This window comes from Bacillus sp. D386 (assembly GCF_006346415.1).
The window spans coordinates 283,414-295,568 of the sequence record NZ_VEMV01000002.1; the positions used below are offsets into that span (position 1 = coordinate 283,414).

At 36.2% G+C, this 12,155-nt stretch carries 15 protein-coding genes; 3 read left to right on the forward strand and 12 right to left on the reverse strand.

Annotation, left to right across the window (positions count from 1 at the left end; translation table 11 throughout):
* Positions 1 to 109: 109 nt before the first annotated feature.
* From FHY45_RS06380 to FHY45_RS06385, 3 genes are all read right to left on the reverse strand, one after another.
* Entirely contained in the window at positions 110 to 1,150 is a 1,041-nt protein-coding gene (locus tag FHY45_RS06380) for a S1C family serine protease (protein WP_139891197.1), read from the reverse strand.
* Positions 1,151 to 1,250: 100 nt separating this feature from the next.
* Complete coding sequence (locus FHY45_RS21210; RefSeq protein ID WP_373925462.1) at positions 1,251 to 1,391, reverse strand: DUF3953 domain-containing protein; 141 nt, start codon at positions 1,389 to 1,391, stop codon at positions 1,251 to 1,253.
* Between the two features lie 292 nt (positions 1,392 to 1,683).
* The gene (locus FHY45_RS06385) at positions 1,684 to 1,920 is read right to left on the reverse strand and encodes a metal ABC transporter permease (protein ID WP_257468938.1); all 237 of its coding nucleotides are present in this window, start codon (positions 1,918 to 1,920) and stop codon (positions 1,684 to 1,686) included.
* Between the two features lie 327 nt (positions 1,921 to 2,247).
* On the opposite strand from FHY45_RS06385, the gene FHY45_RS06390 reads away from it, so the two are divergent.
* Entirely contained in the window at positions 2,248 to 2,550 is a 303-nt protein-coding gene (locus FHY45_RS06390) for a hypothetical protein (RefSeq protein ID WP_066100171.1), read from the forward strand.
* A 62-nt stretch (positions 2,551 to 2,612) separates the two neighbouring features.
* Here FHY45_RS06390 and FHY45_RS06395 read toward each other — a convergent pair whose 3' ends face one another.
* Positions 2,613 to 3,134 carry a type 1 glutamine amidotransferase domain-containing protein gene (locus FHY45_RS06395; protein WP_139891198.1) on the reverse strand — a complete coding sequence of 174 codons (522 nt, stop codon included), beginning with the start codon at positions 3,132 to 3,134 and terminating at the stop codon, positions 2,613 to 2,615.
* 213 nt (positions 3,135 to 3,347) lie between these two features.
* Between FHY45_RS06395 and FHY45_RS06400 the strand changes: the two genes are divergently transcribed.
* Positions 3,348 to 3,938 (forward strand): hypothetical protein, encoded by a 591-nt coding sequence (locus FHY45_RS06400; protein WP_139891199.1) that lies wholly within the window; start codon positions 3,348 to 3,350, stop codon positions 3,936 to 3,938.
* A 225-nt stretch (positions 3,939 to 4,163) separates the two neighbouring features.
* Positions 4,164 to 4,520, forward strand: a complete 357-nt coding sequence (locus FHY45_RS06405; protein ID WP_066100178.1) for a helix-turn-helix domain-containing protein — start codon at positions 4,164 to 4,166, stop codon at positions 4,518 to 4,520.
* 39 nt (positions 4,521 to 4,559) lie between these two features.
* On the opposite strand, the gene FHY45_RS06410 is transcribed toward FHY45_RS06405, so the two are convergent.
* The 8 genes from FHY45_RS06410 to FHY45_RS06445 all read right to left on the reverse strand — a co-directional run bounded on the left by FHY45_RS06410 (position 4,560) and on the right by FHY45_RS06445 (position 11,820).
* Positions 4,560 to 4,970: a MaoC/PaaZ C-terminal domain-containing protein gene (locus FHY45_RS06410; protein ID WP_066100179.1), complete on the reverse strand. Its 411-nt coding sequence runs from the start codon at positions 4,968 to 4,970 to the stop codon at positions 4,560 to 4,562.
* Positions 4,967 to 5,416 (reverse strand): MaoC family dehydratase N-terminal domain-containing protein, encoded by a 450-nt coding sequence (locus FHY45_RS06415; RefSeq protein ID WP_139891200.1) that lies wholly within the window; start codon positions 5,414 to 5,416, stop codon positions 4,967 to 4,969. The genes FHY45_RS06410 and FHY45_RS06415 overlap by 4 nt, the downstream gene beginning before the upstream one ends.
* A gap of 14 nt (positions 5,417 to 5,430) precedes the next feature.
* Positions 5,431 to 6,195, reverse strand: a complete 765-nt coding sequence (locus FHY45_RS06420; protein ID WP_066100185.1) for a beta-ketoacyl-ACP reductase — start codon at positions 6,193 to 6,195, stop codon at positions 5,431 to 5,433.
* Positions 6,196 to 6,277: 82 nt separating this feature from the next.
* Positions 6,278 to 7,456, reverse strand: coding sequence for an acyl-CoA dehydrogenase family protein (locus FHY45_RS06425; RefSeq protein ID WP_066100188.1), 1,179 nt, complete (start codon positions 7,454 to 7,456; stop codon positions 6,278 to 6,280).
* A 109-nt stretch (positions 7,457 to 7,565) separates the two neighbouring features.
* Complete coding sequence (locus FHY45_RS06430) at positions 7,566 to 8,456, reverse strand: R2-like ligand-binding oxidase (protein ID WP_139891201.1); 891 nt, start codon at positions 8,454 to 8,456, stop codon at positions 7,566 to 7,568.
* Positions 8,457 to 8,480: 24 nt separating this feature from the next.
* Positions 8,481 to 10,019: a class I adenylate-forming enzyme family protein gene (locus FHY45_RS06435; protein WP_066100192.1), complete on the reverse strand. Its 1,539-nt coding sequence runs from the start codon at positions 10,017 to 10,019 to the stop codon at positions 8,481 to 8,483.
* A 739-nt stretch (positions 10,020 to 10,758) separates the two neighbouring features.
* Complete coding sequence (locus FHY45_RS06440; RefSeq protein ID WP_066102241.1) at positions 10,759 to 10,980, reverse strand: DUF2187 family protein; 222 nt, start codon at positions 10,978 to 10,980, stop codon at positions 10,759 to 10,761.
* 378 nt (positions 10,981 to 11,358) lie between these two features.
* Positions 11,359 to 11,820: a competence protein ComK gene (locus FHY45_RS06445; protein ID WP_175354212.1), complete on the reverse strand. Its 462-nt coding sequence runs from the start codon at positions 11,818 to 11,820 to the stop codon at positions 11,359 to 11,361.
* Between the last annotated feature and the right edge of the window lie 335 nt (positions 11,821 to 12,155).

Here is a 12,155-nt window from a genome sequence, read left to right on the forward strand (position 1 = left end):
TTTTCGTCACTGGGTTCTACTATTAATTGTTCCTCTTGTTTATTGTCTAAAAGATTTCCTTCAATAACATCCTCTTTTTCAGCCTCAGATTGATTATTATATTCCCCATCTACCTCATACCAGTCTTCAGGAATTTCGTAATAAACCCCTGGCTCATCAGTTGTTTCTCCACCTTCAAAATATCCTCCGTCAATCTCTTCATCTTCTTCCTCAAAATGATAATCACCGGTCTCCGTATAAAAAAGCCTGTTATATCACTCTCCGATAACGGATTTGAAACCCAACCACTGATAAACGAATAAACATCCTTCAGGGGAATGCTAAACCCAATTGATTCATCCTCAATCAATCTCGCTGAATTGATTCCAATTACTTTGCCTGATTTTACAGATACTAATGGACCGCCACTGCTTCCAGGAGATATCCGAGCAGTCATTTGGTAAATATTTTCATATATACGCTCCCCAATATAAAAACTTCGGTTAATGGCTGCAATTGTTCCCAAAGTTGCTGTATTAGTTTTTCCGAGCGGACTCCCCAATGCTATTACTTCCTCACCTATCGAAGCATATTCCTGGGTAGCTAGCCCCAAGGATTGCTGATTCGCCAATTCAGGTATCCTGATAATTGCGACATCATGGATATTCGAATATCCAATGACTTTTCCTGCATAGGATTGACTTGTATAATCGATTGCTGTTATATCAACAGAGCCCTCTACTACATGAGCATTTGTAAGGATATCTCCATGATCATTAATGATAAATCCAGTACCTTGATTATCCTCAGTGAAAATAGTAAAAACTTTTGCAAGTGATTCAGTTATAATCTCAGAAACCTCTTTTTTGGTATCTACTTTTATTTCAGTTGCCGGTTTAGGCGTTGTTTTAATTTCCTCTGCTTGATTCGTTTTTCCATTCTCTTTATGTACCAATTTTATTTCTTTTATGCTTCCATATTCGACCTGCTTATGATTATCCGTTTGATTTGCAGCTAATAAATAGATGCTTGCTGAAAGAATAGCGATGATACTAAAAGAAACCAAGACAACTTTTGATCTCTTTCTTTTTGGTCCATTCTTCAATTTACCACAATGCAAACAGTACTTACTTCGGGTATTTATTTCATTCTGACAATAGCGACATTTCATTCTTTACACCTGCTTCTTCATTGACAGCTAAATGACCATCATCTCTTATACATTATTTCGTCATTCACGCCAGAAAAATGAAGCATGGTCATAAAATATTCTACAATTCAGCGTAGAATAGCCTAATAAGAGCTAAACTGAAAAAGAAAAACGATAGCACACTGTTTACTATAGCTAATCCCTTATGTTTTAAACGTATTTGTTCAATACACGTCACCATAAACATGAATCCTATCGACATATGCAAGTACGGATAAAGCCAAATGCTCTCTTTAACGACAAAAATAAGCTATTACAATTACAAATGAAGAACTGATGAACTTAAAAACTTTCATAAAAACTCCTTTTATCCTTTTTACCTAAAATCTTCCCTTAGCATGTTACCATACTTTAAACCGCCAGATGAATAAAGAACATAAACAAAACAAGGATTGCTCAATAAACTGCTTCTGTTCAGCTTATTAGACAATCGCTTCATTTACCTTTGAACATTTTAAATAAAAGAATTTCTTAATTTTCTATGTTGGAAATTTTTAAACACGATTCCATGGGTAGATGAGAACAAAAACACGTCCAAAAATCAAGCCAGACACTGCAACCATACAACCGGCAATAGAGACATCTAAAACAACGGCTGTGTAATAACCGAAAACGGAGCTTAGAGCCCCAACTATTAAACTGATCATAATCATGACACTCAGGCGCTCTGTTAAAAGATAGCCAGTTGCGGCCGGTACAATCAACATACCTACAACAAGAATAGCGCCCACACTCTCCCCCTTTAAAAACACTTATAAACCTTTAAAATATCAATATTTTTTATCACTAAAAAAATTTTTATAAGTGTATATATTCCATCCCATTCGCTCTCCAGGAACCCTTTTTATTTATAATAATTATAAATAAAAAATATTACAGTTTTGGTCATTTAAAAGAAACTTTCTCCATATTAAATTTTAGTTAACAATATCGAAAATCTAGCTATGGTGAAAATTCAGATAAAATTATATAATTAAATCTTATAGGACACCATACACACATGTTTCTTATAAAAAACTCATGTTAAGAGTAGAATAATAAATTAGGAGGGAACTTGTATGAAGGTCATTGTGTATAAAAAAGATATCGATCAATTCCTGGCTGATTTTAAATCTATCTCTTCTTATGATGAAGTTGGTAAGAAGTATTACTTTATCTTTGAAGACCATATTAGAGGTGGCCACTGGACCTTAATGTTTTATGATAAAGAAGGAAAATGGACAGCGCATGGTAAGGGAGAGTTTTATAGCGACATAGATGAATTACAGCTTTCAGGTGATCAATTAAAACTTTTCATTTACAAAAACAGAAAATATATTAATAATGTGATTCGACAATTAAGAGTAGCTATTCCATCTTAAGTCTTAGGATCCACAGACAATATAAAGAAGCCAGTGTTTACATTTAAACACTGGCTTCTTTATTAGTTCTCTAGTACTTTGATAAATTCACGCATGTAATCCGGTAAATCAGGCGGGCGTCGACTTGAAACAATATGTCCGTCTACGATAACCGCTTCATCATACCAGGAAGCTCCTGCATTGACCATATCATCTCGTATTCCAGGTGTACTTGTCACCTTTACTCCCTTTAAAATATCAGCTGATATCAATACCCAGCCTGCATGGCAAATTTGTCCGATTGGTTTTTGCTGTTCATCCATTTTTTGGATAAACTCTAATACTTCTGGAAATCTGCGAAGTTTATCAGGAGCCCAGCCTCCAGGAACTAAAACTGCGTCATAATCATTTGGATTTACTTCTGCAAAGCTATACTCACTTTCTGCGGGTACGCCATACTTGCCAATATACTTGACTTTTGCCTGTTCACCCGCCAAATGAACTATTGCTCCTTCTTCACGCAGTCGATGAATTGGATACCACAATTCGAGGTCCTCAAATTCATGATGTACAAAACTTAGAATCTTCTTATCCTTTAATCTCATAATGTCACTCCCTATCAATCATTTCTTATGTACCTATTCCCTATTCTTATAAAACTATTCTTCGTAATCATATCAACCACTTATGCATTTATTAAATCAATTTTATCAACACACTTTAGCAACTCAAGATAAAACGGAATATTCGCATTTTAGACTACACATCTAGCCTATTTATTTATAAAATTATATTAAAATAACAAGAGGGAGATTCATATGAGAAAATTAAACACAAGAAAAATAGTACTATTATTTGTTTTAGCAGGTTTGTTTAGCCTCGGATTAATCATTCAATATTACTATCAGCATTCTAAAGCTTCCGCTGAGCTGGAACAATTAAATAAAGAAATTAATCTTGCTAAAGAAAACAATAAACAGTTGGAAAGGGAAATCATAAATTTACACAAAGAAATCGAAAAATCCGCCGAAGAGGAATCACCTATTACCGATGATGTTGATTCAAATATAAACTCCACAGAAGATAAAATAAACACTGCTGATACAACGAATACGGTTGAAGATGAAACAACCAAACTCTCGTCTGATGAAGAAAACGAAAAACAACAGGGCACTTCTGATCTCGAATCCGCTCAGGATCAGGCTATTAATCTCGTAAAGGATCATATTAATTATACCAATGAATCAAACGTTCATTTCGAAGTCCAAGGGAAGATATCAGGCACTGAGGATTTATCTATACATGTATATGAAGTAGTAGTTGATGAGGGAGAAAGCCAGCATACCGCAACCTGGGGATGGTATGGAGTTAACGTTACAACAGGAAAAGTTTACGAAATTAATGGTTGAGCCATACTGATTGGCAATACTTAAATATGGATTACGGCATTGTTTAGACAACAAGAAGGATAAAAGAGATCATAGGCACAATTTGGGTGATTTCTAATTATGCACGATAAAAAGACATATAAAATGTACTATAAAGAGACATTTTACACCTTATTACTCGCTCATTTGTAACTTTTGTCCTATAATATATATATACAATACGTTTCGTAAAAGGTGGGAGCAACCATGAAATCCTCTTTTGGAAGCAGGTTAAAAGAGTTGCGTAAAGAGAAGCGTTTGTCACAGGAAGAACTAGGAGCTATTATAGGGGTCGCACAATCAACCATGGGATCTTACGAACGGGAAACACGCGAACCAAGTATTGACGGAATATTGGAACTTGCCCATTATTTTGATGTATCTGTCGATTATTTACTGGGTAACTCTAATGAACGAAAAATACCTGAATTAACACAGTTACAAGGATCCTATGACTTGCATAAATTCATGCATGAGAATGAGATTGTGCTATATGGCAGAACCTTAACAGAGGATGAAAAACAGCGTCTGTTAGATATCTCATTAGGCCTCTTCTATCGTTAATCATTTACCGGATACAGGCAGCTTAAAAGCTGCCTGTATTTAACTAGTTTCGTATAAATAATACACTACGGTACCTTTCAGTACCTCCTGCTCTTTTTGATTAATAGCAGAAACGATAAAATGTAACTCATTTTCTAATTTTGTTTCAAGCTTTGCTTTTAATCTTATTGAATCGTTCAAAAAGACCATGTCACGAAAACGAATTGTAAAATCTTTTATAAATCCATCCTCATAATAAGGGGTAAACAGTTTTGACAGATTCCCCATTGTCCACATTCCATGTGCTATAATACCCGGAAGTCCTAATCTTTTTGCTTGCTCCTCATCCTTATGGATAGGATTATGATCCCCAGAAGCATTAGCGTACTCAACCAATGCTTCTTTAGAAACAGGTTCCAATTTTACTTCTTCCAATTCATCACCAGTCTGTATATCAAGCAAACATGTCATGCTTTCAACTCCTTTTGCACAACTTCATTTATAATAATGACAATGGTAGAAGTAAATATCGAGTTTCCTTCTTTATCTTCACCATTGTTTTCAATCCGCAAAATGCCCATTTTTCCGTTACTTCCAGTTCTCTCTTTATAATCTTTTACTTTTGAAAAACAATATACTTCTTCATCTATTAATAAAGGTCTCTCATAATGATAGATTTGCTCTCCATGGATTAGTCCTTTAGATGGCAGCTCCAGACCTTCTAACTCTCCATAATTGAATACTCTTGGATATGTTGGTGGAGCGATATTCTCACCGTATCTTGATTTCTTGCCATATTCCCGATCAACATATATAGGATGCTCATCTCCAATTGCTTTGGCAAATTGTTTAACACGTTCTCTGTCAACTCTATTTAACACTCGATTTGATCTCTTGCCTACTGCTTGAGCAAACATTCATCTCACCTCAATTAATTTTTAGGTCCACCTGCCACATATAAAACCTGTCCGTTTACAAACGAAGACTTTTCATCAGCAAAAAATAAAACAGCGTTAGCAATATCTTCAGGTTTACCACTGCGTCCAACAGGAATGATTGAAACATTTGCTTCAATTAACTGTTCAAATGGTATACCGACTCGAGCAGCTGTCTCCTTTGTCATATCTGTTTCAATAAATCCAGGTGCCACTGAATTAGCCGTAATACCAAACCCACCCAGTTCAATAGCCAAGGTTTTAGTAAACCCCTGCAAACCGGCCTTTGCTGCAGAATAATTCACTTGCCCTCTGTTCCCAAGCGCTGAGGTGGAGGAGATATTAATAATGCGCCCATACTTTTGCTGGACCATATATTTTTGCGCTGCTCTAGTCATATTAAAGGAGCCCTTCAAGTGAACATCCATTACCAATTGCCAATCTGTATCTGTCATTTTAAAAATCAGGTTATCTCGGATGACTCCTGCATTATTAACCAGAATATCAATAGCGCCATAGTGTTCATATACTTCCTTTACAGCTTTCTCCACTTCCTCTGATGAAGTAACATCTGCAACACGAGTCATACAATCAAATTCTTTCTGTTTAAATTGTTCCGCAGTCGCTTGCAGTGCTTCTTCATTTACATCAAAAAGCGCTACCTTAGCACCTTGTACGGCCAAATTTTCTGCAATTGCTTTACCTATCCCTCTACTTCCTCCGGTAATAATGGCCACTCTATTTTCAAATCTCCCAGTCATGCTACGTTCACATCCCTTTCAAATAAGATAAACGTTAATTATTTCTACAAAAACCACAAAATTCCTTTTATTAGGAGTTGATTCAGCTAAATTCTCCTATTTTAACATGACCTTTTATAAGATTACGGGCGATGATCATTCGCTGGATTTCGTCAGTTCCATCATAAATTCTCCAAAGTCTTGCTTCACGGTACCAACGCTCAATCGGTAATTCTCTCGTATAACCCATACCACCATGAATTTGTAAAACCCGATCGACCACCCGATTTCCCATATTGGCCCCATACAATTTTGCAATCGACGCTACATGCCGGTTATCTTCCCCATGATCAAGAGTAAATGCAGCATTTAAGGTAAGCCACCTCGCTGCTTCAATCTCAACCGCAGAATCAGCTATCTGCCATTGAATGGCTTGTCGCTCGGCAATTGGTTTACCGAATGTGATACGCTCCTTTGCATAATCAATTGCCATTTGCAATAATCGCTCAGCCGCACCAACAGCGCGCGCTCCTACAATCCATCTTGCAAAGCCAATCCATTCAAGCCCTAAATTATATCCTTTATGCAACTCACCTAAGATATTTTCCTCAGGAACTCGAACATTATCAAACACTAATCCGGCTGGACCTCCTTCCCCCATCGTTTGGATAAACTCAGAACGCCATCCCATATCACGGTCTACGATAAAACAGGTTACTCCTTCACGACCTCTTGATTCGATGTGCTGTTGTTTATCGGTAATTGCCATGGCCATAACAAAGTCAGCATCATTTCCTCCCGTAATAAAGGTCTTCTCTCCATTAAGGACCCATTCTGAGCCATTCTTTACAGCTGTCATTTTTATATTTTGCGTATCCGAGCCTGCACCTGGTTCTGTCATGGCGAAACAGGATTTCTTGTCACCGTTTATTGTAGGGATCAAGTATTTTTTCTTTTGTTCATCATTTGCATAGTACAGAATATTGTCCGCTGAACCGCCAAAGGTGAAAGGGACAAACGTTTTGGCTACCTCAATAGCTACAATAGCCATCATCATCTGACCTAAGTCAGCGCCGCCATATTCTTCAGGTGTGTTAATGCCCCAAAATCCAGCTTCCTTCGCTTTTAATTGTAATTCCTTAAGCTTACCCGGAGAGAGGCTTGGTTTCCCTTCTCGTTCATTTCGTAACACTTCATTTTCTAATGGCATTAATTCCTTTTCCACAAATCTACGAATTGTTTTTTGAACCATTTTTTGTTCATCAGTTAAACGTAAATACATACTAATCCCCCTATCATTTAAATACTAACCAGTCGGTATGTTTTATTTACAGATGCTCTATAGAGCACCTGAATAGATTTACTAGATTTATAGAGTCGAGTGTTCTTACTTAAATCATGCCAACTTCGCTTTCAGAAGTTCTATAGATCTCTTCAATTTTCTTTCCTCTCGCCCTTGATAGAATATCCATTCTAATTTGAAGCTGCTTCATGGAAAAGTTAACAACCTCTTCAGGGCTTGTCCCAAATGCCTCTATATCCGCATCTGTTAATCCCTCTTCCACAATTGTTAGAGCCAGCGGCGTTAACTCCGCCATCCGTTTCATGACAACATCATCATATATATGAGGATGCTCACAAATCAAACGCTGAAGCAAGTAAGTACCATAGCCGATATGGCGAGATTCATCCCTCTTCAAATTGCCAATTCCCTCAAGCAATCCTGGCATTAAATTTGATTTTTCCAGCGATTGATAAAATGAAAAATATCCCGTTTCAGCAAGTACCCCTTCTACAAACATGTTATATACAGTGGAGGCATCCGCAATCGCCTCAGGTGATTGATCTGTAAGCAGGCGATCCATTGCATTTGGTAAAATGACTTGAAATACTTGCTTATACGTATCTGTTAATAAAGGATTTAACTCACCCTTTTCTCCAATTGCGTCCAAGACGGCTCTAAAAAATTCAGTATGCTTTGCTTCTTCAAACAGGAAGGTAGTCAGGAACATTTCCTCTTCAATCCGTCCCTCCTTGGCAATTGCCATCATAAGCGGTAATAAATCAAGTGTGACAGCTTCTTCTCCTGCCTGAAATTGTGAAAGAAGACGAAGAATGCTATGCCTTTGTCCCGGTGTTGCCTGCTTCCAATCCGTAGCATCCTTTGTAAAATCGATATCAGCTGGATTCCATGTCCCCACCCTTTTTGCTTTTTGATACAAACGATATGGAAATGAATCTACCAAGAGGCCTCTTGACGTAGCTGTAATGGTTTCTCTCATATTTATAAACTCCCTTCATTAAAATTATTTATAGTCCCGCTCTATTATTCTCTCGGATGCGGCAGTTCGGAGATGAGTCTTCAGAATTTTCCCTACACCATTCCGCGGTAGTGCATCAAAAAATAATATTTTTCTTGGCGTTTTATTTTTTGCAAGATGTTCCTGGCAATATGCAATTAGTTCCTCTTCCTGGATATCTTTTTTTGATTCCCTGACAATGCATGCTACCAACTCTTCACCCATACTGGCATCTGGTATTCCAATGACAGCCACTTCAGATACCGCATGATGCTGACTTAATATCTCCTCTACATCACGTGGATAAATATTGAACCCTCCACGGATAACTAAATCTTTTTTTCGGTCGACAATATATAAATAACCATCTTCGTCGATACGTCCTAAATCTCCCGTATGCAACCAACCGTCTATTAATACGTTGTTTGTTTCGCTTTCATTGTGAAAATAACCGGGTGTCACATTTTCTCCCTTCACCACCACTTCTCCAATCTCACCGGTTGGTAGCTCCAAAGCCAATCCATCCACAATTTTAATTTGTACCCCCGGTATAGGAAATCCAACAGATCCGGGTCTAACCGGCTGACCCTTTTTATGAGCTGTAACAATAGGTGAGGCCTCAGATAATCCATAACCTTCATAAACCTTTGCCCCAAACCTTTCTTCAAATGCTGCCAGCAAGGCAGTGGGTAATGGCGCAGAACCTGAACTTATAGATTCCAAGCTTTGAAGATCGTATTGATTATAATCAGGATACGAGACCAAGGCATGAATCATGGCAGGAACACTGGCAAACGATTTAATTCTGTGCTTTTCTATTGCTGCTAATGTTTTTGCAGGGTCAAACCTGGAGAAGATAACAATTGAACTTCCCACTATGTAACATGTATTTGATATGGTTAACCCATACACATGAGCTAGCGGAAGAATTCCGAGTGTCGTTCCTCTCTCTGTATTAGCATGTTTGGCAGAGTTAACCGCATTTGAATAGAGGTTTGAATGAGTCAGCATAACTCCCTTTGGGTTACCTGTAGTACCTGAGGTATAGAGAATAACAGCAGTATCTTTTGAATCGATATCTATAGAAAATCGCTTGTCCAAATTCTCATTGGAATCCATATATTCATATATATTAATCGCAGTACTGGAAGTATCATCATCTGTAATAATTACGGTTGGTTTTATGTTTAATAAATCAATCGCTTGTTGGATATGATCGAGTATGATTTTAGAGGTGATAATTAGTTTGGCTCCGCAATTTGCGGCAATATAGGCAATTTCTTTTGGATGGAGTGAAAACATAACAGGTACAATGATAGCACCGGCTCTTGTTATCCCTTGATACGCAATTAATACTTCAGGCATATTTGGCATAATGACAAGGATTCTGTCTCCTGGCTGAATCCCTCTATTTCTAAATCCATTGGCCAATCGATTGGCATATCTCCTTGTCTCTACATTTGTAAATTGCTTGTTTCCATAGAATAAAAAAGAGTACTCATCGAATTTTTCGATATTCGAATCAAGCAATTGTGATAGCTTCACTTTTTCTCCTCCAATTCGCGGAATTTTTCACAAAAAAAATAAATTCTCATGTCTCCAGCTTGAAGCTTCCTATAAGGACCTACCAATTAAAACTACCAATTATATCAAACTGAACACTGCTAATCTTGAAGTGTTATTCCTATTTAAAACGCTACGATACCTCAGAGGATTCATAAATTTACCAAAGGATTTTCAATGTAGCAGTTAACCATTCTCTTGCATATTAGAAACAAAGAAAGATTACGGTACTACTTTACCTTTTTATCTAAAGACTCCAGGACGTAAATAAAAGAATAAACAAAGCCTATTAAACACCCCCTTTGCATGTAAGCGTTTTCAAATAAAATTTTAAAAAACTGTCGATACAAACAAAGCTATCTTTTTTCAGATGATTAATTCCACTATGCTTCTTACAATATGTTCTTTACACGACCTTTAAATTCCTACCTATAATTTTAAATATTCAGAAAAATTATTATGATAATTTGTTGGGGGAATAATTTTTTTTTGTTGTGGGAATAACCAGCTTTTTATACAGATTGATAGACCAAGTCCCTGGTTACAAGAAGAATGAACAGATAAAGGCACTCAGCATAAAAATCTGAACTAAGAAAGTTAGATAAGCAGCTAACTTTTATGTACAGTTCATAAACCGAGTGCTTTTATCTATATATGAATATTTCAGATTATTAAATCTATTTCATTCAGTTTAAGTGCTAGTTTTATAGACAGATACAGGTTACATGGATGATGATCTAACTACTTTGTAATTATTATGGCGCACGACCGTTCTCGGTGTTTCATAACAAAAATGCTCTGCTACTTCTTCATCTATTTCAACAATACATGATAACTCCCTAACAATTGATACTTTTCCTAAAATAGAAAGACCACGTCGCTCAAATTCAACGATATCTCCCACTTTACCTTTATCCTCTATAGCAAGTTCATTTAGTAGCATATTATCCACTTCTTTTCCTCCTCATCAGACTAATATATAAATTTTTATGCATAATTTAGTAATTAATTCAACAAATCAGTGTAATTTGTGACCATTTACATAGAATTTAACACAAATAGTATTAAGAATCAATTGAGTTTTCAAAAAAAAGAGTCTATTTTCTCATTTTGTTTTCTAAAATAACTACTATTCTGATTATTTACTATTTATATCTTAAATAGATAGAAGTAGCAGTACGTCTGTCGCTTTGCACTTAAAACCTGACAAAAAAGAATCCAGTCTAGTGCTGAATTCTTTTAATCTAAACTTTTAGAATATCATTTTTCAAAATTACGAAACTTTCTATTAAACAGCCTTCATGATTTCAAAGAAAGATCATTAAGTGAGACTGAACTTTTCTATTTTATCTTTTAGCTTTAATGCGTTATTATATCGTTTCATTAGTATGGATGCTTTACAATTAATGTTTATAGTTGTTTGATTGGAAAGGTATACGTAACACTCACTACTATCAATCGGGTCGCATCCTCGATAGTGATCTAGTGCTATCCAAGCACATTCTACATCACGACAAGAATGAGTCGGAAACATATAAATACTATGTTGGCCGCTAATCTGCAGAGGCAAAATATAACTTCCTCCCAGATATGATTTTGAACTGTTTTTTGCCCCTTGATAATCAGCACCATAGCCAATGATACTGTCTTTTAAAATAGCAAGCGGAGATTTCTCCACCATATAAAAAGTATCCTGAAAATATAACTGAGTATACAAATAACCTTCCACAAAAACGGGTAATAAAACCTTTGTATCTATCCTAATATATGGTCTGTTTTCCACTATCATATACTCCACCCTTTTTGAATTATATTTGCTTTCTATTCAATAATGGGTATACTACTATTATGTTGGTGTACCCAGCAACAGACTATTGGGCCCGGTCCCCCAGACTGCAGGCCCAATTTCTGATATCCTCTTAATCTCCTTTCCTGGAAATAGATAGGATTTTTATCCTATCCTTAAATAATTATATGACAACCGACATTCTTCTCCAAATCTTTCCTATATCATTTTTTATAAGCGTCTTTACCTTAAAATCTATCGTTTATTTACATCCTTAGGTTTTTATATTATAATAATATATTTTGAAATTGGTATTATAGCAAAATCATAAT